This window comes from Nitrosococcus halophilus Nc 4 (assembly GCF_000024725.1).
GTDB classification, from domain to species: Bacteria; Pseudomonadota; Gammaproteobacteria; order Nitrosococcales; family Nitrosococcaceae; genus Nitrosococcus; species Nitrosococcus halophilus.
Genome location: NC_013960.1, coordinates 3,564,563 through 3,590,204, shown reverse-complemented (window position 1 = coordinate 3,590,204; position 25,642 = coordinate 3,564,563). Strand labels below are relative to the sequence as shown.

Sequence of the window (25,642 nt, the reverse complement as noted above, 5' to 3'; positions counted from 1 at the left end):
TAGGGGAAAGCATGTCTAGGGCCACTCTAAGTCCTGTGTTTCAAGATTGGTGGATTCAATTTCTGTTCGGAATTTTTCTATGTTTTTCAGACTTGTTTTCCAGATCGGACGGGCCAAAGCTAATGACGATATCCCCCGTTTGCAGGGAATCCAAGTCGACAAGGGGGTAGAACATCACCTGACCGTGTTGGGTCACCACAGCGATTAATAGGGTTTCCTGCTGGTGATCCTGAAGATAATCCTGATAGGTATATGCTTCCGTGAGTTGGGTTTTGCGGAATTCCCAACCGTGATAATAGAGCCGCATAAAATCTTCATATTGGGTGCTTTCGTCAAAGGCGATTCTTCCTCTTACCGTGCGGGCGAGAGTTTTATCTTCCTGTTTGGAGGCTGATAGGGAGGGGAGTTGGAATACTTGATTTTGACCCAACTCCGGCGCAAAACGGGTGCACACCAGGGCGTTATAGGCGTCATTGGCGGTAACGGCCAGCACATGGCTGATTTCATGGAGTTCAAGGGAGCTTTCTGCGGTTTCCGACAATATTTGTCCCCGGTATATTTTCAGATTCGACATGCGCGCGGGGCGTAAATGATGCCATGAAGTATCATTGACAATCACCGGGACGCCCAGCTCTTTAAGCAAACGGGCCAGTTCAATTGACCAGGGGGTAGCGCCAACGATGAGTATCCCGCTGGGATTGCGAGAGGCAAGGCCCAGGAGACGACCCAGCCATTCGATGGTCAGACCGTGCAAGATAACAGTGGTTGCGATGAGTGCAAAGACCAAGGGCAACAACTGGTCAGCGCCGCCAAAGCCTTGGTGGGTCAGGGGAAAAGCCAACAAACCTGCCATTGAGGCAGCGACAATGCCTCGGGGTGCAATCCAGGCAATGAGCAATTTTTCCTGCCATTTCATGCCTGTTCCCAGGGTGGATAGATACACGGATAGCGGTCGTACCAAAAAGATCACCGTACCCAGCAAGGCAAGGCTGCGCCAGTCGAGGTTGGCCAGCACTTCAAGCTCAATATTGGCGGTCAATACGATAAAAACTACTGAAACCAGCACGAGGGTGATGTATTGTTTGAAACGGCGTAACTCTTCAATATTCCGTAGCCGTTGGTTGGCCACGACGACTCCGGCGACGGTCACAGCCAGCAGCCCCGCTTCTTCTTGCACTCCATTGACGGCCACATAGAGCAAGAGCACAGCGCCTAGCATCACCGGGGATTTAAGGAATTCCGGGACGTGTTCTCTGTGAAAAGCCCAGCTTAGCAAGTAGCCAAGACCGATTCCCGAGCCGGTAGCGACCAGTAAGCTAAGGCTGAGATTTCCCAGCACTGTGAGTAGGCCATGCTCAGGGGACTCTATGGTCCAATACCACACTGTCCAATACTCGAAAACTAAAATAGCAAGCAATGCGCCTAGCGGATCATTAATAATCCCTTCCCACTTGAGAAGTGCCGCCGTATGGCGCTGCAGTCTGGCATGTTTCAGCAATGGCATGAGCACAGTGGGGCCGGTTACCACGCTAATGGCGCCAAAGAGGGTGGCAATCGGCCAAGAGAGTCCGCCAATAAAGTGGGCTGCTGCTGTGCTAAGGGTCCAAGTTAAAAGCAAGCCCAAACTGACCAAGCGTTTCACATCAACGCCAGCTTCTTTATATTCATGCCACTGTAGGTTGAGGCCCCCTTCAAATAAAATGATGGCGACCGAGAGGCCAATTAAGGGAGGGAGGACTTGACCAAAGTCTTGCGCTGGATTGAGCCAGCCTAAAACCGGACCGGTTGCAAAACCGGCCATCAACAGCAGCACAATGGCCGGGATATGCATGCGCCATGCTAGCCATTGGGCGGCGATTCCGAGCATGATAATCAGTGAAAAAGTAAGAGTTAAGTTGGCTTCCATGGTGTCCTGTCTGATAATCCCACTCAGATTGCCTTCGCCGCCAGGAATCCACGTGCTGCATATTCCAGGATCTTCCCATCCCGGGTTAACAAGCAGGCTCCGAGGTCCCGTGCTGTCGCGGCGATGATTCGGTCCGCCGGATCACCGTGGAAGGCCCCTGGCAGCCGACTGCTGTCGATCAGGATATCCGGTTCCAAGGTGGCCAGGCCCAGCTCAGGCGCGGCCAGAGCCGCCGTACCCAGGTGTGGCAGTCCAGGCTCAGGGCAATTCGACCCTTGGCCTCTAGCATCGCTACCTCCCAAATCGAAATGGCCGACACCCGCAGCCGCGCTCACCGGCCGCCTGCTCGATCAGCGCCAGGTTCTCATCCGAGAACTGCCGTTCGCCCTGGACCAGCCATAACCAGACATGGGTATCGAGTTGCAGCAGCTCAGGCGTCGGCATCCCAAGCTTCGTTGATGGGGGCGATGATGTCTCCCTTGAGCTGGACCGTCCCATCCAGGAAGCCGAATATTGGCTGCGCAGGCTCCTCGCAGGGAACTAGCTTGGCGACAGGCTTACCATGCTTGGTGATCACGATCTCCTCCCGGGTTTGCTGCACCTGCTCCATCAGCTTCAGGCATTTGGCCTTGAACTCCCTAGCCTGGATTTGGATCGACATAGGACCTCCCAATGCAACCACAGTGATATGGACTAGACACAGACAATCCCACAGCCGATCTTATCCTAGTAGACTGGGCACGGGACGTCCATATCCGACCCGATCACACCTTGTGCGATACTTGGACCAGGGCTACCGGCTAAGCGGTGAAACATAAGATACGGCCAGTCGTAAGGGCAAGCGGTCAGATCCTATATCGCCAGGTTATAGGGCAGATAGTCGAATGAAGGAGCCGATGCTATGAGAGGAGTCATTCTAACCACTCTGCTAACTTTGTTATTTTTGTTTTGGCTGGCGGCGGAGCTTTACGATTTTTTAAAAACCAAAAATAAATCGACAGAGGCCAAGCGAACGGTGGCCTATATTTTTGGATACCCTTTGCTTACGGCTTATGTGGTGAGCCATGGCCTACCGCCCGCCGCAATCCTATTTCCAGTCGCCCTGGGTGGAGTAGCTTGGCTATTGGCGGGTATGCATCTAAGGAAAGTTTTAGAAGGCGAGTATCAACCCACGCCCGGAACATTTATTGGAATCCCGATAAAGTATTGGTTTTTTGGTGGCCTCGGCGCATTTCTTTTGGGTGCTTTTCTTCAATACGTTGGACTGTTTTAGGGCACGTTTTGGTTGAGATGGCGGTATCTGCCAAGAAGCAAGGTGCTGCCTTTTATGGGGTTAGTAGCTGTCACCACATTGAGTCTATCGCAGGGGGTTGGCTCAAGTTTTTGGAAAAATTTATAGGGGCGAAGTGAGCATGTTAAAAACATCGAAATTACTTTAGCTAAATGGATGGATATAAGAAATTATTTCTCTATTTTGAGAGTTGGCATGCGCCTTATAAGACGCAAATCGCAAAACGAAAAATAGAGTTGATGTGGATATTTGCCAAAACTAATAGGGGCTGACAGAATGAGTAATTCTTTGATATAAGGGTAGAAATAGGTATTGGCCAATAGCCGGTTGCGTGTAATAAAATACAGGTTGGTCAGGCTATTTCATGTTGGGCGGGTCTAGCAACGAATGGATAGTGACTTCGGTTGCGTTGACGGGGATGAATGGAAGCTGCGCGACATAAATGGGGTCAAGTCTTGTATTTTGCTATTTTTATCAAGCTCAAGGGAAAGCATTTAATTAAAACTTAACTCTTTATTTCTAGGGTTAAGAGCTGTGATGTTGAATTCGCTGCGAGCCGCCATGGTCGATAAAACAGCTCTCTGTTGATGATTGTGGCTATATGTGGATAGGCAACTAAGCTAGTTTTGCGGGCGCTTTTTTATGAACGAACTGCGGGACAAATGGAACAAAATAACCGAGAGCGATATAGTTATGTTAGAACTGACCCTGATTTTCCTAATTTTCCAAGAGCCTAAATTTATTCGTCATATGCCGAATTCGTTGCGTGAAATCCCTGATTAGTGCTCTTTTATAGTTTCTCTATTTTTCTCCAATATTATGTTTTTATTGAATAATTACATTTTGGCATCAATATTGATTATTTGTAGCTCAGAAGATGAACTCAATGATGGCTTTTCTCTACTCTCCCTTTAGTTCGTTGCAGTCGTTGCGGTACAAGGATGTACCGCTATTTTTTTCCTGTAAGTGGGTAGCCCCAATTTTTTAGGATGCGTGAAATGCTCAGAATCTTTCATCGGAAATTGTTTGTATGGTTAGCGGTGGTTGTGCTTTTACTGACCATGATGCCAGGAATATCCCTGGCGCAAGGAAATGCTGGTGCGGGTGGGTGGACAGCTCCGAATGTAGTCATGGAGTGGAACCTGGCGACGCTGAACCTAATAAAAGGAAAAAATATACCTGCTGGCCAGTTCGGCAGCCGATTGATGGCTATGGTACACATTGCCATGTTTGACGCTATTAACGGCGTTCATTCGGAGTATAGCCCGTTCCTTGTTGACGGGACACGACCCAAGTTGATATTTCTGGAAGCCGCCGCAGCTACCGCAGCCTATACTATACTGTCTACCCTGTACCCGGCTGAAAAAGACTCCTTTGAAGCACTCTACCGTGAGCAACTCTCCTGGCTGTCTGACAACCCCGGACTCAGCTGGCTAGCGGTGCGCTCTGGCGAGCGAATCGCTCAGGCAGTGCTGTAGTAAAGGGGTCAAGTCTTGTCTTTTGCTGATTGTGCCGGTTCCACCGGATGCTCACCCGCCTGATAGGAAGTTTTAAGTTCCATCGGCTAAAGCTAACCGAAAGTAGGGGATTGCCAACTAGTTAGTTGTGGTTAGCTCTGGAGCGGTAATTAGAAACTCCCCCTATCCGATGATTATTTAGCTTATTAATGTGCTACCGGCTGAAGCTCGTAGATTCGCCCATATGGTGAAGCCAAAGCTCGATCACCTGGGCGGAGCGCATGGCGTACGTCATCCAGCTTATAGGCATCATCAACCCTGAGGTAGGGAGACCAGTTGCTCTCATTCTCCATCAGCTCGACGTTTACTTCGGCTACGTACCGCCCTTCATGCACGTATTTGATTTTCTTTCGCCGTTTCATGGGTGCCCTGATTGCAGTTTAAACCCAGGCTATGATGTATAAAATAATAGCTATTTATACACATAGGAGCCCTTCTCAATCAATGATCAGTGGCGTATCTGTTTTCGGTTCGTGGACGGTGACGCCTACGATGTAGAAATCTGCGACTATCATTGACGAGGTTCAATATGGGCATTCCAAATACAGCCGGAATGAAACGCCGACCTACTCATCTGGGTGAGATTCTGAGGGAGGACTTCCTGCCCGATTATGGGCTTACCGTTTCTAGTTTGGCTGAAGCCATTGGTGTTTCACGCCAGTCCATTAATGAGCTGTTGCGTGAGCGCCGGGCGGTCAGTCCGGAGATGGCACTGCGGCTCGCGCGCTTGTTTGGTAACTCGCCCGAGTTCTGGCTGAATGCTCAGAGGGCGGTCGACCTGTGGGATGCGGCTCAAGCGCTGAAGAAGGAGATTGCACGGATCAAACCATTGGATGCCCCCTAGCAACCGCTTGAAAAGCGCCTCGTAAAGCGCTACGTGCTTTACTCGGCGGCGTTTCAAGCGGGGCTTAGGGTTAAAACCAGCAATTGAACTTTTGTAGCCAAAGCTAATCCATTGGATTACACTTTGGTATATGCAAACTATCGCCGAAATGCCAGAGTACAGCCGCTGAGCTGGACGGTTACTTTCCGAGACTGCGCGCCAAGCGATCATTGATTATCTAGCTGCCTTTAAAAGTGGTGGTGTTCGCGTTATCTACTATTTCCATAACGAGCAGATGCCTTTGTATTTACTTACTGTTTTTGGCAAAGGCGAGAAGGCGAATCTAAGCAAAACGGAGCGTAACGAATTAGCTAAGCTGGTTCGGCTCCTGGTTCAAAGGAGGAGTGCTAGCCGTGAATGAAGTATTTAAAAGTATAAAACAGGGTTTACAGGAGGCCATTGAGCACGTGGAAGGTAAGCCGGTAAAGGCAATTGTGCACAAGCCTGAATCCGTAGATGTTAAAGCTATCCGTGAAAAGGTAGGCATGACGCAAACTGAGTTTGCAGCCTCTTTTGGTATTAGTCTGGGTACGCTGAGGCATTGGGAGCGGGGTGACCGCAAGCCTCATGGACCCGCATTAGTTTTACTTAATGTAGTAGCCAGAGAACCCAAGGCAGTTCTTAGAGCATTAGCGCAGGGTAAGCCTAACATGTCGCTCAACGAATAAAGGCCCGCATTACTGCGGGCCTTTGCTTTCCTTGGCTGGGGGACTAGGATTCGAACCTAGGTTGACGGAGTCAGAGTCCGCTGTCCTACCACTAGACGATCCCCCAAGACAAACCGTTAACGCTTGGAGTATTGGGGTGCCTTGCGGGCCTTGTGGAGGCCAATTTTCTTGCGCTCTACAGCCCTGGCATCCCGGGTAATATAACCTGCCTTACGCAGTTCGGGTTTGAGGGTTTCGTCATAGTTCACCAGAGCCCGGGCAATGCCATGGCGAATGGCGCCAGCTTGACCGCTATTCCCACCCCCATGGACGAAAATCCGTGTGTCTAATTTCTCGTCTAATTCCGCAAGTTCTAGGGGCTGGCGGACAATCATCCGTGCGGTTTCCCTGCCGAAATAATCTTCAATGCTACGGTTATTGATAAGGATGTTGCCGCTACCGCTGGTCAAGTAGACACGGGCGGTGGAAGTTTTGCGGCGGCCGGTCGCGTAATATGTCTCTGCCATGGTTTAGATGCTCAAATTTTAAATCTTTAAGGGTAGGGGTTGTTGGGCAGTATGGGGATGTTCGCCGCCCCTATAGACCTTGAGTTTGCGGAACATTGCGCGGCCCAAGGGGTTTTTTGGCAACATGCCCTTAACGGCTATCTCTATGGCCTGCTCTGGGGCTTTTTCGAGAAGTTGCTCTAGGGTGAGTGATTTAATCCCACCAGGATAGCCGGTATGCCGATAATAGCGTTTCTGAACTAATTTCCTACCTGTAAAGCGAATTTTTTTCGCGTTGACCACCACAATGTAATCCCCGGTATCGACATGGGGGGTGTAAGTAGCTTTATGTTTGCCTCGCAGACGCCGGGCAATCTCGCTTGCCAAGCGCCCCAGGGTTTTGCCATCGGCATCCACTAGATACCAGTCGCGCCGTACTTCTTCGGGTTTGGCACTGAAGGTTTTCATCCGTTATCGCTCCAGCAATTGGCTGAGGGCCTAAAAAAACAGGAAATTTTATGGCCTGCTGCATAAACTGTCAATACAGCAGCCCTTTCTCAAGCTGAGTATCTTATAAAAATAGGTAAAATAATAGACCGCCTAATAGCAATCGGTATACCACGAAGGGAAGCATGCCCATACGCTGAAGAAATTTGAGGAAATAGTGAATACAGGTATAGGCGCAGAGACCTGAGATAAAGGTGCCCAGGGCCAAAGCTTCCCAATCGACAGGTTCAGTTCGATCCAAGAGATCTAAGGTCGCCAGTGCCCCGGCAAGAAGAATCACGGGGATGGCCAACAGGAAGGAAAACCTTGCGGCTCCTTCACGGGTCAGCCCTAACAGCAAGCCGGCTGTGATAGTGATGCCAGAACGGGAGGTGCCCGGAATCAGGGCCAGGACTTGAGCAAAGCCGATGAAAAGGACATCGTGCCAGCTTAAGGTATACTCGTCTCGTTGCCGTTTTCCCACGCTGTCCGCATAGGCCAGGAGGAGGCCAAAACCTACCGTGCTCCAGGCAATGACCAGGGGGGAGCGGAGGGACTCTTGGGTTGTTTCGGTGAGGGTTATGCCGATTAACCCGACTGGTACGGTGCCAAGGAGAATAGCCCAGGCCAGGCGGCTTTCCCCAATCATTTGGCCTGAAGTGAGGGAGTGCAACCAATCCCGCGTTATCTTGGTTAGCTCAATCCGGAAGTAGGTGATGACGGCGGTGAGGGTTCCCAGGTGAACGGCCACGTCAAAGGCAATCCCTTGGTCGTTCCAGCCCGCTAGCACGGGGAGGAGAATAAGATGGGCGGAACTGGAAATAGGGAGAAATTCCGTCAGTCCCTGCAGGATGGCAAGCGCCAAAATATGGATAAGTTCCACCGGATACCCCCCCTTTATTTCAATGAGTTAATTATAATGCTTGCATGAGTCGGGCGGCCACCAAGGCCACCTCTAAAGCCTCAGGGTCCAGAACTTCGGGGAGCAGAAGGTAGCTTTCCAATAACATATCCGGTCTTTGCTGGGCGGCCCGCTCCAACCGTTGTCGAGTGTGCCGCGACAGGTTGGCATGGGCCAGGAGCAGTGCCCCGTGCCAGTCATGATAGCCCCGGACTAAGAGGGCAGCTTCCTCCGTTTCCCAGTGCTCGTCAATCAATAATTCTGGGAATGCTGCGGCAGGCAGGATACGTCCCTGCCACTGGGGTTCGATCCGGAGTCCGCCCAGTCCGGTGCCTTCACCACGGGGATCACGCCAGAACCATTGGGCGGCGGGCAGAGGCCGGGCGGCGTCGTTGACCCACCATTCCAGCATTTCCCGGTGGCGCGCCCCGCGAGTGGCAGCGAGACCAGGAACTTCAAAGGCCGTGTCGCCCGGAGGAAATGCCCGCCAGGTGGGAACGGCGACTTCTTCCATATCCTGTTCCCAGTGACAGCTGTTGAGCAGTGCCAGAGGTAAGCCGGTTTCCTTGCGCAATAGCCACAATTCAAAGTGGTCACCGGAGGGAAAGGGGAGAGGGGGATGATACTCGAGGGCTTTGGCGATGGCTTCTTTGGATACTTCGGCACGACCATAGCCGTTGCCGCCGGTATCCGCCTCGGACCAAAAACGTTCGCTACCTGCCACCCGACGTGGCCGCCAGGTTTTACCCTCGCTGGAATAGACCCGCACCCTGCCGGCATCAATCACCTGAAGAACCCCCAGATAGGGATTTAAGCGGCGGACGGTGTAATACTCCAGGGGGGACATCCGGATGGCAGGCGAGAGGGACGTCAGTTAGCTTCGGATCCCCACTCCTTTGTGCAATAAGTAGAGGGCAAAGCTAGCTAGCCCTGCCAGGAATATTAGGATAATTGCAAAAGCAGTTCGAATGTCGATATCCGAGACCCCCAAAATGCCATAGCGGAAGGCGTTGACCATATAGAGAATGGGGTTAAATAGGGAAATCGTCTGGCCGAATTCCGGCATCAGATTAATGGAATAAAACACGCCTCCCAGATAGGTGAGGGGGGTAAGCACGAAATTGGGGACGATGGAGATATCGTCAAAGTTGTTGGCGAAGATAGCGTTGATAAACCCTCCCAGGGCGAACACAATGGCGGTTAGCACAACGATGCTACAGGTAATCAAGGGGTGTTCTACCTTCAGATGGGTGAAAAAGAGGGAGATGAGCAAAACAATCACTCCGACCATGAGTCCTCGCGCCGCGCCGCCCACCACATAGCCCGCCAAAATAATACTATTGGGGGTTGGCGAGACCAGTAGTTCCTCAACGTAGTGTTGGAACTTTGAACTGAAAAAGGAGGACACCACGTTGGAATAAGAATGGGTGATGACCGCCATCATAATGAGACCAGGAGCGATGTACTCCATATAGCTGAATCCTTCCATGGGGCCAATGCGAGATCCAATGAGGTTGCCGAAGATAATGAAATACAAAGCCATGGTCACCGCCGGCGGCAATAGGGTTTGGATCCAGATACGGGTAAAGCGCCGGATTTCCTTGAATACCAGGGTTTTAAAGGCAATATAGTGGCGTTGGGCGCGGCTCATGCAGCAAGGGTACCGTTGGTGGTGATAAGGTCGATAAAGAGTTCTTCTAGCCGATTGGCCTTGTTCCGCATACTCAGCACCCGAATCCCTTCCTTGGAAAGGGCCTCAAAAAGGGTATTGAGATCATCTTCCTTGCGCACTTCCGCCTCCAAAGTCGTGTCATCTACGCGGTGAAGGGGATAATTAGGGATAGTGGGCGCAAAATTCAGGGGTTCTTTGAGATAGAGGATGAAGGTTTCCCGGTTGAGTTTGGCCAATAAGGTTTTCATGGGGCCGTGCTCAATGATGGTGCCGCGGTCAATGATGGCAATGTTGCGGCAGAGTTGCTCGGCTTCTTCCAGATAATGGGTCGTTAAGATGATCGTGGTGCCCATGGCGTTGATTTCCTGGAGGAATTGCCACATGGAACGGCGCAATTCGATATCCACGCCGGCAGTGGGTTCATCCAGGATTAAGAGTTGGGGTTCATGAACGAGGGCGCGCGCAATCATCAGGCGGCGCTTCATTCCCCCAGAAAGGGTGCGGGCGCATTCGTTGCGCTTATCCCACAGTCCCAACTGCTTTAGTCGCTGTTCGGCCCGGGCGCCGGCGATTTTAGGCTCGATTCCATAATATCCCGCCTGCGTGACGAGGATATCAAAGACCTTTTCGAAGCCATTGCAGTTGAACTCTTGGGGAACGAGGCCAATGATCCGTTTGGCTTCTTCCGGTGCCCGCCCGAGGTCCATGCCAAAGACGGTGACTTTGCCGGCGCTCTTGGTCACCAGGGAGGAAATAATGCCAATGGTAGTGGATTTACCCGCCCCATTGGGGCCTAGTAGGGCAAAGAAATCTCCTTGCTCCACCTCCAGATCGATTCCCTTGAGGGCCACGGAATGGTTACCATAGATCTTTTGTAGATTTTCAATGACCAGTGCTTTCATTACTAATGAGCAGCAAATTTTCCTAGGCAAATATCCTATCATGCATGGGCCAGTAGGGTCTCGACAGGACTCCCATTGTTGCCCATACTGGGCCCCTATGGCGGTATTTTCTATTGCTCCCCCTACCAGTGAGGACGAGGTTTTGGCACGGGTCCAGGCATTGGCTGGACTGCCCCTTGGCCAGATCGCGGCCCATTTGGGTCGGCGGATGCCTGGGAATTTGCGGCGCGCCAAAGGGTGGGTAGGAGAGTTGCTGGAACTCGCCCTGGGGGCCACTTCGGGCTCCCAAGCCGCCCCGGATTTTCCCCATTTGGGCGTGGAAATGAAGACCCTTCCGCTACGGGCAGATGGCCGGCCTAAAGAATCCACCTATGTCTGTACCGTGCCGCTCACGGGCTTCGATATCTGCTGGGAGACCAGTTGGGTCCGGCGTAAGCTAAGCCGGGTGCTATGGGTGCCTGTGGAAGCTGATACTGGGGTGCCGCTGTCAGAACGTCGGGTAGGCATGGCCTTGCTGTGGAGCCCCAGCGCTGAGGAAGAAGCTATTCTGAGGGCGGATTGGGAAGAGTTGATGGAGATGGTTTGCCTAGGGCAATTGGAAAGTATTACGGCTCACCATGGCGTTTATCTCCAGATACGCCCCAAGGCCGCTAATGGACGTGCCCTCTGTGAGGGGATTGGGACCAATGGCGAGCCGGTTTTGACCCTTCCCCGCGGCTTTTATCTGCGTTCCGGTTTTACAACCACCTTGTTAGGGCGTTATTACGCTACCGGGTCTTTTTCCGAGAGGTAAAATGGGCAATGGAGCGCTTACGGTTTACAAGATTTTGGCGTTGGGTGGGATGGTTGTTGGTCGTTGGCGTGGTTTATTTAAGCCTTACTCCGTCACTTGCGGAGGTGAGGTTAGGGGTTCCGGCACAAGATAAGTTTGGACACTTTCTCACCTATGGGTTGTTGGCTTGGTGGTTTAGTCAGGCTTATCCTTTGCGACTCCATGGTTTTTTTGGTCTTTTCCTGGCGGCTTTAGGAGCGGTTTTAGAAATTTTGCAAGATGTGGTGGGCTATCGGTACTTTGAATATGGGGATATGCTCGCCAATGTTTCGGGGATCGTCGGAGGGTATCTGCTGGCCCGTACCCCTGCTGGGACTACCTTAAGGCGTCTAGAGCGCTTGTGGGAGACTCAGAAGCCGTTTTAACAGTAGCAATTTCGTGTGGCGTGCGGGGCACCGCGTGGTTGTGGCAGGAGAGGGACGTGGTGACGGCTGCTCTTAGCAATAAGGGGATGGAGTCCTCCCGGACCCCATCCTCTCGGTCCCGTTGAGAAAAGCGAAGAGATCAGGCTTTGTGGTAAATTTCCACCCCCTTTTCTCGAAATTCCTGGGCTTTTTCCGCCATCCCTTGTTCTAGGGCGGAATGGTCGTTTTCCAGGCCCTTTTGATGGGCATATTCACGCACTTCTTGAGTGATCTTCATGGAGCAGAAATGGGGACCACACATGGAGCAGAAATGGGCCACTTTGGCCGCTTCCTGGGGTAAGGTTTCATCATGGTATTCCCGGGCCTGGTCAGGGTCTAAGCCAATGTTGAATTGATCTTCCCAGCGGAACTCGAAGCGCGCTTTCGACATGGCGTTATCCCGGATTTGTGCGCTGGGGTGGCCTTTGGCCAGATCGGCCGCATGGGCCGCGATTTTGTAAGTAATAATCCCTTCCTTGACATCGTTTTTATTGGGCAATCCGAGGTGTTCTTTGGGGGTGACATAGCACAGCATGGCGGTGCCATACCAGCCAATCATAGCTGCCCCGATCCCGGAGGTGATGTGGTCGTAGCCCGGCGCAATGTCAGTAGTCAAAGGCCCGAGGGTGTAAAAAGGGGCTTCACCGCAGCAGGTTAACTGTTTTTCCATATTTTCTTTGATCAGGTGCATGGGCACATGGCCAGGGCCTTCAATCATGGTCTGGACATCGTGTTGCCAGGCAATCTGGGTTAGCTCTCCCAGGGTTTCAAGTTCCGCAAATTGGGCTGCGTCGTTGGCATCGGCAATGGAACCGGGTCGCAGGCCGTCTCCTAAGGAGAAGGACACATCATAGGCTTTCATGATTTCGCAAATTTCCTCGAAGTGGGTGTAGAGGAAACTTTCCCGGTGGTGGGCGAGGCACCATTTGGCCATGATGGAGCCGCCCCGGGAGACAATACCAGTAACTCGGTTGGCGGTTAGGGGGATATAGGCCAGGAGCACCCCAGCGTGGATGGTGAAGTAGTCTACGCCTTGTTCCGCTTGTTCAATTAAAGTATCGCGGAAGATCTCCCAGGTCAGTTCTTCGGCCTTGCCCCCTACTTTCTCCAAGGCTTGGTAGATAGGTACGGTGCCAATGGGGACGGGGGCGTTGCGAATGATCCATTCCCGGGTTTCATGGATATTTTTACCGGTAGAGAGATCCATTACCGTGTCGGCGCCCCAGCGAATGGCCCAAGTCATTTTGTCCACTTCTTCGGAGATGCTGGAAGTTACCGCTGAATTGCCAATATTGGCATTGATCTTGACTAAAAAATTACGCCCGATAATCATGGGCTCCAGTTCGGTATGGTTGATATTGGCGGGGATAATGGCGCGGCCGCGGGCAACCTCCGAGCGCACAAATTCAGGGGTGATTTGGGACGGCAGATTGGCCCCAAAGGATTGGCCTGGATGCTGCTGGAGCAGTTGCTCCCGGTATTGCTCCAAGCGCTGGTTTTCGCGAAGTGCAATAAATTCCATTTCCGGGGTGATGATCCCTTGCCGGGCATAGTGCATTTGGGTCACATTGTGCCCGGAGTTGGCCCGACGTGGTGGGCGCAAGTGGGCGAAGCGCAAGTGATCCAGTTTGGGATCAGTATTCCGTTGGCGGCCGTATGCGGAGGAAAGATCGGGCAATAGCTCGGTATTGGCCCGTTCCTCGATCCAGGCCCGTCGCAGTTCCGGTAATCCCTGGCGGATATCAATTTTCACCTCGGGGTCCGTATAGGGGCCGGAAGTGTCATAAACGGTTAAGGGGAGATTCTTTTCTAGCCCGTGACTCGTGTGGGTATCGGATAGCCTGATTTCCCGCATGGGTACGCGAATATCGGGACGGCTTCCGGTAACATAGATTTTGCGTGAGTTGGGAAAGGGTTGGATGGCTTGCTCGTCCACCTGGGCCTGGGTAGACAAAGACTTTTCCGGAATGGCGCTCATGTATAACCTCCTTAAAAGCCGCATGGGCAAAATACCGGCGGCGTGAAGGCGTAGGCGCCTGTGCTTTTCAGCTTCCCTACGCCGGTACCAACCGGATCAGGTTCAGAGGGACTCTCTCAGCCGGGCAATTGCTCGGCACCCCTAGCTGCTGTTCTGTGACAATAAAGGATTGTGCGGTTCCTTGCAACGGCTAGCCCATATTTCATCAAACTTTGATGAGAGGCTCTTTTCAAGGGAGTTGAGAAGGCGTTTGGTGGTTATTTTAGCATTGCCCATTTGGGCTTTGAGCTTTCCTGGGCTATTATTTGCACATTTTTTTAACAGATGGTGCAGTCAAATATGAAGGTTTTGGTGATTGGGGGAGGGGGTCGCGAGCATGCCCTTGCCTGGAAGCTGGCCCAGTCACCCAAGGTTGATCGGGTTTATGTGGCGCCAGGTAATGCCGGGACCGCATTGGAGCCTAAATTGGAAAATGTCGCCATTAAACCGGATAATATCCCGGCCCTGGTGGCTTTTGCTTCAGCAGAGCAAATCGGATTGACCGTGGTGGGACCAGAAGCTCCCTTAGTGTTGGGGATTGTGGATGCTTTTGAGGAGGCTGGGCTAGGCTGCTTGGGACCCCATCGCGAAGCTGCCCGCCTAGAAGGCGCTAAATCCTTCGCCAAAGATTTTCTAATGCGTTGCGGGATTCCAACGGCCCGTTACCGGACTTTTAGCGAGGTGGAATCGGCCGTCGCTTACATAAAAATGCAGGGCGCTCCCATTGTGGTAAAAGCCGATGGCTTGGCGGCGGGCAAGGGTGTGGTGGTGGCCCAGACCGAGCAGGAAGCCATTGATGCGGTTCATGGCATGTTGGCGGGCGGGGCCTTTGGCGAGGCCGGCCGCCGGGTAGTGGTAGAAGAGTTTTTAAGAGGTGAAGAAGTCAGTTTCATTGTCTTGACTGATGGTGAACACATCTTGCCTTTGGCCAGCTCTCAGGATCATAAGGCTCGTGATCGTGGAGACACGGGGCCTAATACGGGGGGAATGGGAGCTTATTCTCCGGCACCGGTGGTGACAGAGGCGGTTCACAAGCGGGTCATGCAGGAAGTGATCGTGCCCACCGTGCGAGGGATGGCCGAAGAAGGATATCCTTATCGAGGATTTTTATATGCCGGGCTGATGATTGCTGAGGATGGGTCTCCCAGGGTGCTAGAGTACAATTGCCGTTTTGGAGATCCGGAAGCCCAGCCTATCATGATGCGGTTGCGGTCGGATTTAGTGGCGTTATGCCAGGCCGCCTTGGAAGGGCGCTTACATGAGGTCGATGTGACCTGGGATTCCCGCGCAGCCTTGGGCGTAGTGATGGCGGCGAAGGGCTACCCGGGTTCCTATCCTGTTGGTGATCCTATCTATGGCTTACCCGCCCCGGAGCGTGAGGATAGCAAAGTATTTCATGGGGGTACGGCCGAAAAAGAGGGCCGCATCGTGACGGCTGGAGGCCGTGTCCTTTGCGTCTGCGGTCTCGGTGATTCGGTAACTCAGGCCCAAGCAACCGCCTATGCCCTTGTTCAGCAAATTACCTGGAAGGAAGCCTACTACCGGACCGATATTGGCTATCGCGCCGTTGCCAGGGAGGCAGGCCGGGTGAAGGATCCCGGTGATCCTCAGTAACCAGGGGCAGGGCCTTTCTGCAAGCATAAATTTCCAATTATTTCAGTTCAATCAAAAGCAATCCAATTAGCATTGAGGAGGGACACATGTCCGTAGCACATCCTATTGTCGCTGTGACTGGCTCGTCCGGAGCAGGCACATCTACGGTTAAGCATGCTTTCAGCGATATGTTTCGGCGGGAAGGCATCAAGCCTGTGGTGATCGAAGGCGATAGTTTCCATCGCTATGATCGCCAGGCCATGAAGGAAAAGGTCGCGGAATATGAGGAGCAGGGGAAGATCCTGACTCATTTTGGGCCGGAAGCCAATGAATTAGATAAGCTAGAGGCCTTGTTCCGTGAATACTCCGAACGTGGCACTGGGAAAAAGCGCCTCTATATTCACAGCGAGGAAGAGGGTGAACCCTATGGCCAGGCCCCAGGGACCTTTACGCCCTGGGAGCCTATTGATCCGGACAGCCATTTGCTCTTTTATGAGGGGCTCCATGGCGGTGCGGTGACGGATCAGGTTAATGTGGCCCAGTATGTGGATTTGTTGGTGGGAGTAGTGCCGGTAGTGAACCTGGAGTGGATCCAGAAAATTCATCGGGATTGCCTCAATCGGGGCTATTCTTCCGAGGCGGTCGTCCAGATTATTCTCAAGCGCATGCCGGATTACGTGCACTATATCTGCCCTCAATTCTCCCGTGCCCATATTAATTTTCAGCGGGTGCCTTTGGTGGATACCTCCAACCCTTTCATCGCCCGGGATATTCCAACGCCGGATGAAAGCAATGTGGTGATTCGCTTCCGGGATCCCCATATGGCGGATTTCCCCTATTATTTAAGTATGCTCAAAGATTCGTTTATGTCCCGGCCCAATACCCTGGTCGTGCCTGGCGGTAAAATGGGGCTTGCCATGGAGATTGTGCTCACGCCGATTATCCACGACATGATGGAGAAAAAACGCGCCCGGGGTTAAGAATTTGTGAGGTCATGCCCCAGTTGGCCGGTGCGATTAGCCGCCCGCATGATTCATGGGGGCGGCGTTGTCGCTTATCCGACGGAGGGGGTGTTTGGCCTGGGTTGTGATCCCCTGCAAGGGGCAGCCGTTGAGCGTATCCTTAAGCTTAAGGGGCGTTCTGTCGATAAGGGCTTAATTTTGATTGCGGCTGATTTTGCCCAATTACAATCTTATTTGTTGCCCTTAACGGCTCAAATTCGGGCCCGTCTTGAAGGGACTTGGCCGGGGCCGGTCACTTGGTTATTGCCCGCTCGGGCGGATGTTCCCCGCTGGTTGAGAGGTCGGCATGATACCCTGGCTGTTCGGGTTACCGCTCACCCCCTGGCGGCATGCCTCTGTCAAAGGGTGGGGTCTGCCATTGTCTCCACCAGCGCCAACCGCGCTGGACGTCCCCCGGCGCGCACGACCTTACAGGTTCGTAGATCCTTGGGCGCTGGCATCGACTATATTCTCCCAGGTGCAATAGGGCGGCGGGCTGGCCCCAGTGAGATCCGCGATGGGAGAACGGGACAGCGGATTCGATGAAGCGAGGTAAGTTTTTTTATAGTATTTTTCGTTTAAATGAGACCTAAGGCGCTTGGGGTAGGCGTGGCCAGACACGCTGTCAATCCGTCCTTGGAAGCTCGACGTCGGCGTCCCTGCCGCCGACGGTCTGGTTACGCTGACCCCAAGCCCAATGAAGTTCCACCTAAATGGGAACCGCTATAGCGTGCACCAGGGGACTTTTCTCCTGATTCTCAAACGGTAAGTTTTTATGCCTGCGCTGACCTAAATAATGGAGTGGTGATGAATAACCCTAGCAATGAGCCTGAGGTGGCGGTAGTCAAAGATTATCTGCTTGATCTTCAAGATCGAATTTGTTCCACCTTGGAACAGGAGGACGGGGCGGCTAGCTTTATGGAGGATAACTGGCAGCGGGCGGCCGGGGGTGGGGGGCGCTCCCGGGTGTTGTCTGAGGGGGCTGTGTTCGAGCAAGGGGGAGTCAATTTCTCCCATGTCTTTGGGGAGGGGCTCCCTGCGGCGGCGACAGCGCAACGGCCGGAATTAGCAGGACGGCGATTCCAAGCCCTAGGCGTTTCTTTGGTCATTCATCCCCATAATCCCTATGTGCCCACCTCCCACGCCAATATCCGTTTCTTTCTCGCCACCAAGGAAGGCGAAGCGCCTATCTGGTGGTTTGGGGGCGGTTTTGATCTCACCCCTTATTATCCTTTTGAGGAAGACGCGATCCACTGGCACCACACCGCTCGTGAGGCTTGTATTCCCTTTGGGGAAGAGGTTTATCCCCGCTATAAAAAATGGTGCGATGAGTATTTTTACCTTAAGCATCGCGGGGAGACCCGGGGGATTGGCGGGTTGTTTTTTGATGATTTGAATGAATGGGGGTTTCCCCGCTGCTTTGATTTCATGCAAAGCGTGGGAAATCATTACATATTGGCTTATTTACCCATTGTCCAGCGGCGCAAAACCCTCTCCTATGGTGAACGGGAGCGGGACTTCCAGCTCTATCGGCGGGGGCGTTACGTGGAATTTAATCTCCTCTATGACCGGGGAACCCTCTTTGGCCTCCAGTCAGGGGGACGGACCGAATCTATCCTGATGTCCTTGCCTCCCCTGGTGAAGTGGCGCTATAACTGGCAGCCAGCCGCGGGAACCCCCGAGGCCCGGCTCTACGAAAAATTTCTTCAGCCCCAGGACTGGTTGGGGGGAAAGGAGGAGCAATAAGCTGCCGTCCGAAGCGGTGAACAGGGACGCTTTACCCGTTAGAGATGAGGTCCCCATGAGGCTCTGGCGCTACTTCGCCGGCATCCCTGCTCCCGGGAAAGTTGTGCTGTCGCCAAGCTTCATAGAGCACCACCGCAACCGCGTTGGAAAGATTAAGACTGCGGCTAGCGGGGAGCATGGGAATTCGCAGCACCTGCTTTGGAGACAGGGTATTCAGGAGTTTCCGTGGGAGGCCGCGGGTTTCGGGGCCAAATAAGAGAGCGTCACCCGGATGGAAATGGGCTTTATCATAAGGTTGCTGTCCGCGGCTAGAGCAGGCCCATACCTGCCGAGGCTGGACCCGCCTTGAAAAATGCTCCAGGCTTGGATGAACCTTAACCCTGGCCCATTCATGGTAGTCCAAGCCGGCGCGGCGCAACCGTCTATCGTCGAGATCGAAGCCCAACGGTTGAATTAAGTGAAGATGAGCGCCCGTATTGGCACAAAGGCGTATGATATTACCCGTATTGGGTGGAATTTCAGGTTCAAATAGCACGATATGAAACATTGCGGCGTAGTAAAAAATGGTGGCGACATTAACTACTGAGTTAAGCGAGGCCGATCGGGCAAGATTGAAAGTTGATTTTTGTGGGCTGGGGTTACAAAGTCCATTGGTGTTACTTTCAGGTTGTGTCGGCTTTGGGGAAGAATACACGCGGGTGGCGGGTTTCTCTAACCGGGAGGTGGGCGCGGTGTGCCTCAAGGGGACAACGGCAGCTCCTCGCTTGGGAAATCGACCCCATCGGATTTATGAAACGCCTATGGGGATGCTTAATGCCATTGGTTTGCAAAACCCCGGTGTGGATTATGTGGTCAAGCATATTCTACCAGAGTTGGATTTCACCGAGACCCGGTATATTGCCAATGTTTCCGGTTCCACCGTTGAAGAGTATGTGGAGGTTACCCGCGGCTTTGACGATTCTCCTATCGATGCTATTGAGATCAATATTTCCTGCCCTAATGTAAAAGAAGGGGGGGTTGCTTTTGGCAATGATCCCGATATGTCGGCGCGGGTGGTGGAGGCTTGCCGCAAGGTGACCCACAAACCTCTAATCACCAAGCTTTCCCCTAACCAAACCTCGATTGAAGAAAATGCCCGCCGCTGCATTGAGGCAGGAACGGATGCCTTTGCCGTCATTAATACCCTGATGGGAATGGCTATTGATATAGAGCAGCGAACTCCCCTGCTTGGGAATATTCAAGGGGGGGTATCGGGACCCGCCATAAAGCCGATTGCCTTACTCAAAGTGCGCCAGGTCTATCAGGTATGTCGGCAGCATGGTATTCCGATTATTGGCCAAGGGGGGGTGGCCTCAAGTGAGGATGCCCTGGAATTTCTGATTGCGGGTGCGACTACCGTGGGGGTAGGCACGGCCTTGTTTTATGATCCCCTCCTTTGCTCCAAAATTAACGGGGGAATCGTGGATTATCTCAAGCGCCATGAAGTGGCTACAGTGGCGCAGTTGACCGGCAGTTTGCGCCTAGAGGGGGAAGTCTCGGGGTGCAGTATCAGTGGCTAAGAGCCGAGATTTCCAAGTAATTGGCGCAATTTCCAGCTGGAGTCGTTTTCTTGACGGCATCCCCCGTAGCGGAAGGGTGGAGTGAGGCTGGGAAGGGTAAAACGCAAGTCCACGAACCAAACACACAGATGGTCGGCCCCCCGATCGATGGCATAGAGGGCCGGCAATAAAGCAAACCGGCGGTAGCCTTGCAGGGCCTCTTGGTGCCAAACAGTGCGGGCCAGGGTTTCCTGATCAGGATTTCCGTAAAGCCGGTATTGAGCCCATCGCATGGCTGCCGGTGGCGGGTAGGCCGTATAGAGGCGAACCCAAAAAGGGGGATTGGGTGAAGCGGGAACGGCAAGTTGCTTGCGTAGCAGGTTGACTTGACTGAGGTAATACTCCTGGGGTGTTACCACCACAATTTTCCAGTTAAAAGGGGACAGGGGTTGAGGCAAGGCATGGACTTGAATCGTGGTCAGGGATTGCTGGCGCGCATATTCATCCCCTAGGGCCAATGCCTGAGTTCGAAGTATCCCCTGAAAGCCCACATAGGTCACCAGGAGGGCTAAGCCTGCCATCGCTGGCAGGCGGGAGCGACGCCAATACCAACTGCCTAATAATCCCATGACGATGATACCGGTAAACCAGGGGTCGATGACAAAAGTGGTGGGCCAAGCCGCTTTGTAATTTGAAAGGGGAGCGAGGATTTGGGTGCCATAGGCGGTGATGAGATCCCCGGCGATATGAATACTGAGCCCTAATAGGGATACCCCCAAATAGGCCCGCCAGGGTTTTTGTTTTCCTCCAAACCACCAAAACAAGGTGGCCAGTAACATTCCCCAGAAGGGGAGCATGATCACGGAATGGGTGATGCCCCGATGCCAATTAAGGTAGGTGAGCAAGTCGGTGACCCAGCGGAGAATAAAATCGCTATCGGGAAAGGCCGCGGCCAAGGTTCCCACCAGGACCCGTTCTCCTAGCGCAAGTGGGTCCTGGTGGCGCTGGGAAGGGGCCGTGGCCCGCGCCAGCAGGGTACCGCTCAAGGCATGGGTCAGGGTGTCCATTTAATTGATTAATTGACTCAATTTCACTGCATAGGGGAAAATTTTTTGGGGTTCTCTTCTTCTTAGGTTCTCAAGGACCGCTGGGGAAGGGGGTATCGGTGAAACTTTGTTCCTGCTTTTTTGACCGTAAAAACGGGGGCTTGAGCGACCCTATGATCTCGCCTGTGCGGAGGATTCTATCCAGTAACCGGCGGGTTCGCCGGTGATATTCGGTGGAATCGTTCAGCCAGCAGAGAAAGGTAATGAGATAGATGGAGGTCAAGGCGGTTTCATCTAGCGCCCGAAACATAAAGGTTTGATCCCGCTGGGCGGCCTCGCGAGCCCATTGCACGGTGCGGCTGATACGTAATAGGCTTGCGAGTTGCATGTGTAAATGCCCCGGTTCAAGCCGATTGAAAACCATTTGGCGCATCACTTGGCGATGGGGGGAAAGGGCTTCTAACCAGGCCATAAATAGGCGGTTGAGTCGCTCCCGGGGAGAAATGGCGGGAAAGTAAGGGCGGCTTGTTTCCTCCAGCATCGCCTGATCGGCTCGGTCTAGCCAGGCATCCACCAATTCTTCTTTTTCCCTGAAGTATTGGCGAATGTGATTCAAGCTTAGACCTGTCCGTTGGGCAATATGGTGCAGGCGCACATTCTCCCAGGAAGTTTCTTCAGCCAGTTCCAAGGCGGCATCAAGGATGATATCACGGGTGCTGACAGCTTCCTCCATGGCTGATCTCCTGTTATTGAGTTTAGTGAAAGTGTAGCAGTCCTCTGGGACGGTAGTCGTTTTAATCTTAATCACTTAATAGTATGCGATTAGGGTGCAATAATAATAGAGGTTAAGTTGCCCCACAGGTTCTCATTTTAGAAGGGAGTATTGAATGATGCTTACCTTTGAGCCGATCTGGCCTAAGGCAAAGAGTTCGTCACAGAAGCGGGATTATCCTTCCCGTCAAGCTTTTTGCGCCTGGTTGGAGAAGCCCTTAGGCCGGCGTTTGCTGAAAACCGAACGGGCGGAGCTGGAGAGAATTCTACCGGGTCTCTTTGGTTACCATTTGGTTCAGCTAGGTGCCGTGCGCAAAGGAACGGATTTGCTCTCTTCCAGCCGCATTTGGCATCAGGTGGTATTGGAAACGGGGACCTGGTCAGAGGCCCAGCCCCCCAGTCTATTGTCCCGAGCGGATACTTTGCCCTTTGCCAGCGCGACCGTTGATGGGATGGTCCTGCCCCATGTATTGGAGTATGAGGCTAATCCCCACCAGGTGTTGCGAGAAGTCCAACGGGTACTGGTCCCTTATGGCACCTTAGTGGTTTTAGGCTTCAATCCCTGGAGCTTATGGGGGCTTTGGCGGCTTTTTTTATGGCGGTGGGGGCAGGTGCCCTGGTGTGGGCGTTTCTATAGTCTCACCCGTCTCCGGGATTGGTTGGCGCTATTGGGTTTTGAAACGGTGGAATTGCGCTATTTTTTATTTCGCCCCCCCTTGCAGCATCCACGGCTGATGCGGCGATTGCGTTTTTTGGAGGGGGTAGGGCAGCGCTGGTGGCCATTTCTGGCGGGAGGCTATTTGGTGGTGGCCAAAAAGCAAGTGATGCGTTTGAATCCGGTGGACCCTCTCTGGCGTAAGGAAGAAGGCTTGGAAATACCTGGTCTGGCGGAACCCACGGCCCGGGAGCGTATCCGTGACTGAGGCTGTGGAGATTTTTACCGACGGAGCGTGCCGTGGAAATCCTGGCCCTGGGGGGTGGGGGGCCCTGCTGCGCTACCGGGGACGAGAAAAAACCCTGTCGGGGATGGAGACAAGGACGACTAATAATCGGATGGAGTTGATGGCAGCGATCCAAGCCCTAGAATCCCTCAAGCGACCCTGTCGAGTCCGACTGACGACGGACTCCCAATATCTGCGCCAGGGAATTACCTGCTGGATGCCCCGTTGGAAGCAGCGTGGTTGGAAAACGGCCAATCGGCAGCCAGTGAAGAACAGAGATCTATGGCAGCGCCTGGAACGGGCTGTCGCCCCCCATCAGGTCGAATGGTTTTGGGTCCGGGGACATGAGGGGCATCCAGAAAACGAGCGGGCTGATGCCTTGGCCCGGAAGGCCATTACCGAATTGGAGGAAGGTTGATGAGGCAAATTATACTCGATACTGAGACCACCGGGCTGGAGCCTAAAGAGGGACATCGAATCATTGAAATTGGGGGGGTTGAACTGATCAATCGACGCCGTACGGGGCAGACTTTTCATTGCTATCTAAACCCGGAGCGGCGGGTGGATGAAGGGGCTTTGAAAGTCCACGGCTTGAGCAATGAGTTTTTATCGGATAAGCCACGTTTTGTGGAGGTTGCCGAGGAATTTTTAGCTTTTATTAGAGAGGCGGAATTGGTCATCCATAATGCCCCTTTCGATGTGGGTTTTCTGGATCATGAGTTGAGCTTATTGGGGTCTCAGTGGGGAAAAGTAAGTCTCTACTGTCAGGTGCTGGATACGTTGGTCCTAGCGCGGCAACGTCATCCAGGCCAGAAAAACAGTCTAGATGCCCTCTGCAAGCGCTATGGGGTGGATAACTCCCGGCGGGATTTACACGGCGCTCTCTTGGATGCGGAAATCTTGGCTGGAGTGTATTTGGCCATGACTGGGGGTCAAGCCAGTTTAAGCCTGCGAGGGTATGGTGGCGAGGACAGCCAGTCTCAACCGGGAGAGGGGAAATATCGGCCCGTCGCGGCTAAGCGGCCGCCCCTTAAAGTGGTGCGGGCAAGCGAAGAAGAGCGGTCGGCCCATCAGGCCCGTCTTGCCGCTATTGATAAGGTGAGTGGCGGTGCTTGTTTGTGGCATCAAATTGAGTCGCCAGATTAGCACTCTGTAGGCATGAGTGCTAATATGAGGAGTTTCTTTAGGTAGCAGAGGGGTTGTCTAGTTTATGGCACGATCCAATAGCCTATTAGTGCTAAACGAGCGCTCCCAGCATCTGCTCAAGGCCATGGTAGAGTGTTATATCCGCGACGGGGAACCCGTGGGTTCCCGGACTCTTTCCCGTGAGTGTCAATTGGACCTTAGCCCAGCGACTATTCGCAATGTCATGGCCGATCTGGAAGAGTTGGGGTTGGTGTTTTCTCCCCATACTTCGGCGGGAAGGGTTCCTACTGTCAAAGGTTATCGTTTCTTTATTGACGCTTTGCTGAGACCTAAGAGGCTGGGTGCCAACACCATTCGCGAGCTAGCGGCCCAGTTTGAAGTGGAGGCGGAACCTCCGGCACTGCTGACCACAGCTTCCCAATTATTGTCCGAAATCAGCCGCTTTGCAGGGGTGGTGATGGTGCCACGGCGAGAATGCTGTGCGCTGCGCCAGGTGGAGTTCTTGCCACTGTCAGAAAATCGGGTGCTCGCTATCTTAGTGGTGAATGAACAAGAGGTGCAAAACCGTATTATCCATCCCAGCCGTCCATACTCAGACTCGGAATTGCAGCAGGCGGCCAATTACCTTAACGCTATCTTTAAAGGGAAAGATTTTTATGAGGTTCGGGAGCACCTCCTAGCCGAGATGAGCGAGGTGCGTGAAGATATGGACCGAATTATGGGAACAGCGGTGGAGATGGCGAGACAGGTTTTTCTTTCTGAGAAAGAGGTGGAAGATTGTGTGGTCGCAGGACAGACTAACCTGTTAGATTATATGGATCTATCGGATAAAGAACGCCTGCGTTTATTATTTAATGCCTTCAATGAGAAGCAGGATATTCTGCTTCTATTAGATCAGTGTTTGCATGCCGGGGGGATCCAGATCTTTATTGGTGAAGAATCTGGCTACCAAGTATTTGACGATTGCAGCGTGGTCACTGCCCGTTATGGCTCTGCCGAAGGCGCGCTGGGGGTGCTTGGGGTGATTGGACCTACCCGAATGGATTATGAGCGGGTGATTTCTCTAGTGGATGTGACCGCCCGATTACTAGGCGCAGCCTTGAATCCGAGGTAAACCATCCCCACCTGTTGTGGTTTTAGGTAGAAGCCCTAGGACCTGTTAACAGGCCCTAGCAACTTGGAGAATATTGGTATGGCCAACGAAGAGAAAACTACTCCGGAAACCAACATTGCAACCGAGCAGTCGGAAACTCCTGTAGAATCCGAGGTGCCAACCGAAGGTGGTGAAAAGGCCCAGGAGTCGGCACCGGAAACCACTGAGATGGAGGATATCCAACGGCTTTTGGAGGATGCCCGCTCCAAAGCGGATGAGCATTGGAACGAGTTGCTCCGGGCACGAGCCGAGTTGGAAAACCAGCGTCGACGCCATGAGCGGGAATTAGAGAAGGCCCGCAAGTATGCTTTGGAGAAGTTTGCCCAGGAGCTGTTGCCGGTTAAGGATAGCCTAGAGATGGGGTTGGCGGCGGCCCAGGCTGAAGATGCCGATGTGGCTGCTTTGCGAGAAGGGAGCGAATTGATCCTCAAAATGTTCGATGAAGTCACAACCCGATTTGGCATTGAAACCGTAGACCCTCAAGGCGAATCCTTTAATCCTGAACTACACCAGGCTATATCGACCCAGGAGAACGACGAGGTTGCGCCTAACACCGTACTGATCGTTGTTCGCAAGGGTTATGTTTTAAACGGCCGCCTGTTACGTCCGGCCATGGTGGTCGTCTCTAAACCGAGTGAGCAAATCCCGCCTGGGGTGGATACCCAGGCTTGAAATTGGCTAGTGTGCCCCCATAGTCAGGTATAGCGTAGAGCATAAGGCGCCGGTAGGAGGATAACCGCCGG

29 protein-coding genes, 1 tRNA gene and 1 riboswitch are annotated in these 25,642 nt (G+C 53.0%); of the genes, 16 read left to right on the top strand and 14 right to left on the bottom strand.

Annotation, left to right across the window (positions count from 1 at the left end):
* Positions 1-55: 55 nt before the first annotated feature.
* From NHAL_RS16915 to NHAL_RS16905, 3 genes are all read right to left on the bottom strand, one after another.
* Positions 56-1,906 (bottom strand): cation:proton antiporter, encoded by a 1,851-nt coding sequence (locus NHAL_RS16915; protein ID WP_013034359.1) that lies wholly within the window; start codon positions 1,904-1,906, stop codon positions 56-58.
* 23 nt (positions 1,907-1,929) lie between these two features.
* Positions 1,930-2,241 carry a PIN domain-containing protein gene (locus tag NHAL_RS16910; protein ID WP_203434333.1) on the bottom strand — a complete coding sequence of 104 codons (312 nt, stop codon included), beginning with the start codon at positions 2,239-2,241 and terminating at the stop codon, positions 1,930-1,932.
* A 95-nt stretch (positions 2,242-2,336) separates the two neighbouring features.
* Positions 2,337-2,567, bottom strand: coding sequence for a type II toxin-antitoxin system Phd/YefM family antitoxin (locus NHAL_RS16905; RefSeq protein ID WP_013034358.1), 231 nt, complete (start codon positions 2,565-2,567; stop codon positions 2,337-2,339).
* Positions 2,568-2,807: 240 nt separating this feature from the next.
* Here NHAL_RS16905 and NHAL_RS16900 point away from each other — a divergent pair, with 240 nt between their 5' ends.
* From NHAL_RS16900 to NHAL_RS16880, 4 genes are all read left to right on the top strand, one after another.
* Positions 2,808-3,179 (top strand): hypothetical protein, encoded by a 372-nt coding sequence (locus NHAL_RS16900; RefSeq protein ID WP_013034357.1) that lies wholly within the window; start codon positions 2,808-2,810, stop codon positions 3,177-3,179.
* Between the two features lie 1,016 nt (positions 3,180-4,195).
* Positions 4,196-4,675, top strand: a complete 480-nt coding sequence (locus tag NHAL_RS16895) for a hypothetical protein (RefSeq protein ID WP_013034355.1) — start codon at positions 4,196-4,198, stop codon at positions 4,673-4,675.
* Between the two features lie 568 nt (positions 4,676-5,243).
* Entirely contained in the window at positions 5,244-5,558 is a 315-nt protein-coding gene (locus tag NHAL_RS16885) for a HigA family addiction module antitoxin (protein ID WP_013034353.1), read from the top strand.
* 392 nt (positions 5,559-5,950) lie between these two features.
* Positions 5,951-6,265 carry a helix-turn-helix domain-containing protein gene (locus tag NHAL_RS16880; RefSeq protein ID WP_013034352.1) on the top strand — a complete coding sequence of 105 codons (315 nt, stop codon included), beginning with the start codon at positions 5,951-5,953 and terminating at the stop codon, positions 6,263-6,265.
* 32 nt (positions 6,266-6,297) lie between these two features.
* Here NHAL_RS16880 and NHAL_RS16875 read toward each other — a convergent pair.
* The 7 genes from NHAL_RS16875 to NHAL_RS16845 all read right to left on the bottom strand — a co-directional run bounded on the left by NHAL_RS16875 (position 6,298) and on the right by NHAL_RS16845 (position 10,711).
* Positions 6,298-6,371, bottom strand: a tRNA-Gln gene (locus tag NHAL_RS16875).
* 10 nt (positions 6,372-6,381) lie between these two features.
* Entirely contained in the window at positions 6,382-6,771 is a 390-nt protein-coding gene (gene rpsI / locus NHAL_RS16870) for a 30S ribosomal protein S9 (RefSeq protein ID WP_013034351.1), read from the bottom strand.
* Between the two features lie 18 nt (positions 6,772-6,789).
* Positions 6,790-7,218, bottom strand: a complete 429-nt coding sequence (rplM, locus tag NHAL_RS16865; RefSeq protein ID WP_013034350.1) for a 50S ribosomal protein L13 — start codon at positions 7,216-7,218, stop codon at positions 6,790-6,792.
* A gap of 103 nt (positions 7,219-7,321) precedes the next feature.
* Positions 7,322-8,119 (bottom strand): undecaprenyl-diphosphate phosphatase, encoded by a 798-nt coding sequence (locus tag NHAL_RS16860; protein WP_013034349.1) that lies wholly within the window; start codon positions 8,117-8,119, stop codon positions 7,322-7,324.
* 31 nt (positions 8,120-8,150) lie between these two features.
* The gene (locus tag NHAL_RS16855; RefSeq protein ID WP_013034348.1) at positions 8,151-8,984 is read right to left on the bottom strand and encodes a hypothetical protein; all 834 of its coding nucleotides are present in this window, start codon (positions 8,982-8,984) and stop codon (positions 8,151-8,153) included.
* Positions 8,985-9,011: 27 nt separating this feature from the next.
* Positions 9,012-9,788 (bottom strand): ABC transporter permease, encoded by a 777-nt coding sequence (locus tag NHAL_RS16850; RefSeq protein ID WP_013034347.1) that lies wholly within the window; start codon positions 9,786-9,788, stop codon positions 9,012-9,014.
* Positions 9,785-10,711, bottom strand: coding sequence for an ABC transporter ATP-binding protein (locus tag NHAL_RS16845; protein ID WP_013034346.1), 927 nt, complete (start codon positions 10,709-10,711; stop codon positions 9,785-9,787). Before NHAL_RS16845 ends, NHAL_RS16850 begins: the two co-directional genes overlap by 4 nt.
* A 97-nt stretch (positions 10,712-10,808) precedes the next feature.
* On the opposite strand from NHAL_RS16845, the gene mutH reads away from it, so the two are divergent.
* On the top strand, positions 10,809-11,504 hold the full coding sequence (gene mutH / locus NHAL_RS16840) for a DNA mismatch repair endonuclease MutH (RefSeq protein ID WP_013034345.1): 696 nt from the start codon (positions 10,809-10,811) through the stop codon (positions 11,502-11,504).
* Between the two features lie 8 nt (positions 11,505-11,512).
* Positions 11,513-11,908 carry a VanZ family protein gene (locus tag NHAL_RS16835; RefSeq protein WP_013034344.1) on the top strand — a complete coding sequence of 132 codons (396 nt, stop codon included), beginning with the start codon at positions 11,513-11,515 and terminating at the stop codon, positions 11,906-11,908.
* Between the two features lie 139 nt (positions 11,909-12,047).
* Here the strand turns inward: NHAL_RS16835 and thiC are convergent, their stop codons facing one another.
* On the bottom strand, positions 12,048-13,925 hold the full coding sequence (gene thiC / locus NHAL_RS16830) for a phosphomethylpyrimidine synthase ThiC (RefSeq protein WP_013034343.1): 1,878 nt from the start codon (positions 13,923-13,925) through the stop codon (positions 12,048-12,050).
* Between the two features lie 56 nt (positions 13,926-13,981).
* Positions 13,982-14,078: riboswitch (TPP riboswitch) on the bottom strand.
* 186 nt (positions 14,079-14,264) lie between these two features.
* On the opposite strand from thiC, the gene purD reads away from it, so the two are divergent.
* The 4 genes from purD to hemF all read left to right on the top strand — a co-directional run bounded on the left by purD (position 14,265) and on the right by hemF (position 18,304).
* Positions 14,265-15,578, top strand: a complete 1,314-nt coding sequence (gene purD / locus NHAL_RS16825; RefSeq protein WP_041355147.1) for a phosphoribosylamine--glycine ligase — start codon at positions 14,265-14,267, stop codon at positions 15,576-15,578.
* 86 nt (positions 15,579-15,664) lie between these two features.
* Positions 15,665-16,537: a phosphoribulokinase gene (locus tag NHAL_RS16820; RefSeq protein WP_013034341.1), complete on the top strand. Its 873-nt coding sequence runs from the start codon at positions 15,665-15,667 to the stop codon at positions 16,535-16,537.
* A 48-nt stretch (positions 16,538-16,585) separates the two neighbouring features.
* Positions 16,586-17,104, top strand: coding sequence for an L-threonylcarbamoyladenylate synthase type 1 TsaC (tsaC, locus tag NHAL_RS16815; protein WP_049780733.1), 519 nt, complete (start codon positions 16,586-16,588; stop codon positions 17,102-17,104).
* Between the two features lie 261 nt (positions 17,105-17,365).
* Entirely contained in the window at positions 17,366-18,304 is a 939-nt protein-coding gene (gene hemF / locus NHAL_RS16810; RefSeq protein WP_013034339.1) for an oxygen-dependent coproporphyrinogen oxidase, read from the top strand.
* Positions 18,305-18,335: 31 nt separating this feature from the next.
* On the opposite strand, the gene trmL is transcribed toward hemF, so the two are convergent.
* On the bottom strand, positions 18,336-18,851 hold the full coding sequence (trmL, locus tag NHAL_RS16805) for a tRNA (uridine(34)/cytosine(34)/5-carboxymethylaminomethyluridine(34)-2'-O)-methyltransferase TrmL (protein ID WP_013034338.1): 516 nt from the start codon (positions 18,849-18,851) through the stop codon (positions 18,336-18,338).
* A gap of 16 nt (positions 18,852-18,867) precedes the next feature.
* On the opposite strand from trmL, the gene NHAL_RS16800 reads away from it, so the two are divergent.
* A complete protein-coding gene (locus NHAL_RS16800; RefSeq protein ID WP_013034337.1) occupies positions 18,868-19,863 on the top strand; it encodes a dihydroorotate dehydrogenase in 996 nt (331 codons plus the stop codon).
* Here the strand turns inward: NHAL_RS16800 and NHAL_RS16795 are convergent.
* Positions 19,860-20,909, bottom strand: coding sequence for a metal-dependent hydrolase (locus NHAL_RS16795; protein ID WP_013034336.1), 1,050 nt, complete (start codon positions 20,907-20,909; stop codon positions 19,860-19,862). The genes NHAL_RS16800 and NHAL_RS16795 overlap by 4 nt on opposite strands.
* A gap of 70 nt (positions 20,910-20,979) precedes the next feature.
* A complete protein-coding gene (locus NHAL_RS16790; RefSeq protein WP_013034335.1) occupies positions 20,980-21,621 on the bottom strand; it encodes a TetR family transcriptional regulator in 642 nt (213 codons plus the stop codon).
* Between the two features lie 154 nt (positions 21,622-21,775).
* Between NHAL_RS16790 and NHAL_RS16785 the strand changes: the two genes are divergently transcribed.
* The 5 genes from NHAL_RS16785 to grpE all read left to right on the top strand — a co-directional run bounded on the left by NHAL_RS16785 (position 21,776) and on the right by grpE (position 25,571).
* Positions 21,776-22,582, top strand: a complete 807-nt coding sequence (locus NHAL_RS16785; protein ID WP_013034334.1) for a class I SAM-dependent methyltransferase — start codon at positions 21,776-21,778, stop codon at positions 22,580-22,582.
* Positions 22,575-23,018: a ribonuclease HI gene (rnhA, locus tag NHAL_RS16780; protein WP_013034333.1), complete on the top strand. Its 444-nt coding sequence runs from the start codon at positions 22,575-22,577 to the stop codon at positions 23,016-23,018. Before NHAL_RS16785 ends, rnhA begins: the two co-directional genes overlap by 8 nt.
* The gene (gene dnaQ / locus NHAL_RS16775) at positions 23,018-23,746 is read left to right on the top strand and encodes a DNA polymerase III subunit epsilon (RefSeq protein WP_013034332.1); all 729 of its coding nucleotides are present in this window, start codon (positions 23,018-23,020) and stop codon (positions 23,744-23,746) included. The genes rnhA and dnaQ overlap by 1 nt, the downstream gene beginning before the upstream one ends.
* 64 nt (positions 23,747-23,810) lie before the next feature.
* On the top strand, positions 23,811-24,860 hold the full coding sequence (gene hrcA, locus NHAL_RS16770; RefSeq protein ID WP_013034331.1) for a heat-inducible transcriptional repressor HrcA: 1,050 nt from the start codon (positions 23,811-23,813) through the stop codon (positions 24,858-24,860).
* 78 nt (positions 24,861-24,938) lie between these two features.
* Positions 24,939-25,571 (top strand): nucleotide exchange factor GrpE, encoded by a 633-nt coding sequence (gene grpE, locus NHAL_RS16765; protein ID WP_013034330.1) that lies wholly within the window; start codon positions 24,939-24,941, stop codon positions 25,569-25,571.
* Positions 25,572-25,642: the final 71 nt, after the last annotated feature.

What these genes read in the sequence shown, in the direction of transcription:
- grpE (WP_013034330.1), top strand. Translation starts at nt 24,939, where the DNA reads ATGGCCAACGAAGAGAAAACTACTCCGGAAACCAACATTGCAACCGAG.
- NHAL_RS16835 (WP_013034344.1), top strand. Translation starts at nt 11,513, where the DNA reads ATGGAGCGCTTACGGTTTACAAGATTTTGGCGTTGGGTGGGATGGTTG.
- rplM (WP_013034350.1), bottom strand. Translation starts at nt 7,218, where the DNA reads ATGAAAACCTTCAGTGCCAAACCCGAAGAAGTACGGCGCGACTGGTAT.
- tsaC (WP_049780733.1), top strand. Translation starts at nt 16,586, where the DNA reads ATGATTCATGGGGGCGGCGTTGTCGCTTATCCGACGGAGGGGGTGTTT.
- NHAL_RS16795 (WP_013034336.1), bottom strand. Translation starts at nt 20,909, where the DNA reads ATGGACACCCTGACCCATGCCTTGAGCGGTACCCTGCTGGCGCGGGCC.
- dnaQ (WP_013034332.1), top strand. Translation starts at nt 23,018, where the DNA reads ATGAGGCAAATTATACTCGATACTGAGACCACCGGGCTGGAGCCTAAA.
- hemF (WP_013034339.1), top strand. Translation starts at nt 17,366, where the DNA reads ATGAATAACCCTAGCAATGAGCCTGAGGTGGCGGTAGTCAAAGATTAT.
- NHAL_RS16855 (WP_013034348.1), bottom strand. Translation starts at nt 8,984, where the DNA reads ATGTCCCCCCTGGAGTATTACACCGTCCGCCGCTTAAATCCCTATCTG.
- NHAL_RS16895 (WP_013034355.1), top strand. Translation starts at nt 4,196, where the DNA reads ATGCTCAGAATCTTTCATCGGAAATTGTTTGTATGGTTAGCGGTGGTT.
- NHAL_RS16900 (WP_013034357.1), top strand. Translation starts at nt 2,808, where the DNA reads ATGAGAGGAGTCATTCTAACCACTCTGCTAACTTTGTTATTTTTGTTT.
- NHAL_RS16845 (WP_013034346.1), bottom strand. Translation starts at nt 10,711, where the DNA reads ATGAAAGCACTGGTCATTGAAAATCTACAAAAGATCTATGGTAACCAT.
- NHAL_RS16885 (WP_013034353.1), top strand. Translation starts at nt 5,244, where the DNA reads ATGGGCATTCCAAATACAGCCGGAATGAAACGCCGACCTACTCATCTG.
- hrcA (WP_013034331.1), top strand. Translation starts at nt 23,811, where the DNA reads ATGGCACGATCCAATAGCCTATTAGTGCTAAACGAGCGCTCCCAGCAT.
- NHAL_RS16850 (WP_013034347.1), bottom strand. Translation starts at nt 9,788, where the DNA reads ATGAGCCGCGCCCAACGCCACTATATTGCCTTTAAAACCCTGGTATTC.
- rpsI (WP_013034351.1), bottom strand. Translation starts at nt 6,771, where the DNA reads ATGGCAGAGACATATTACGCGACCGGCCGCCGCAAAACTTCCACCGCC.
- trmL (WP_013034338.1), bottom strand. Translation starts at nt 18,851, where the DNA reads ATGTTTCATATCGTGCTATTTGAACCTGAAATTCCACCCAATACGGGT.
- mutH (WP_013034345.1), top strand. Translation starts at nt 10,809, where the DNA reads ATGGCGGTATTTTCTATTGCTCCCCCTACCAGTGAGGACGAGGTTTTG.
- NHAL_RS16790 (WP_013034335.1), bottom strand. Translation starts at nt 21,621, where the DNA reads ATGGAGGAAGCTGTCAGCACCCGTGATATCATCCTTGATGCCGCCTTG.
- NHAL_RS16800 (WP_013034337.1), top strand. Translation starts at nt 18,868, where the DNA reads ATGGTGGCGACATTAACTACTGAGTTAAGCGAGGCCGATCGGGCAAGA.
- NHAL_RS16785 (WP_013034334.1), top strand. Translation starts at nt 21,776, where the DNA reads ATGATGCTTACCTTTGAGCCGATCTGGCCTAAGGCAAAGAGTTCGTCA.
- NHAL_RS16820 (WP_013034341.1), top strand. Translation starts at nt 15,665, where the DNA reads ATGTCCGTAGCACATCCTATTGTCGCTGTGACTGGCTCGTCCGGAGCA.
- NHAL_RS16915 (WP_013034359.1), bottom strand. Translation starts at nt 1,906, where the DNA reads ATGGAAGCCAACTTAACTCTTACTTTTTCACTGATTATCATGCTCGGA.
- NHAL_RS16905 (WP_013034358.1), bottom strand. Translation starts at nt 2,567, where the DNA reads ATGTCGATCCAAATCCAGGCTAGGGAGTTCAAGGCCAAATGCCTGAAG.
- thiC (WP_013034343.1), bottom strand. Translation starts at nt 13,925, where the DNA reads ATGAGCGCCATTCCGGAAAAGTCTTTGTCTACCCAGGCCCAGGTGGAC.
- purD (WP_041355147.1), top strand. Translation starts at nt 14,265, where the DNA reads ATGAAGGTTTTGGTGATTGGGGGAGGGGGTCGCGAGCATGCCCTTGCC.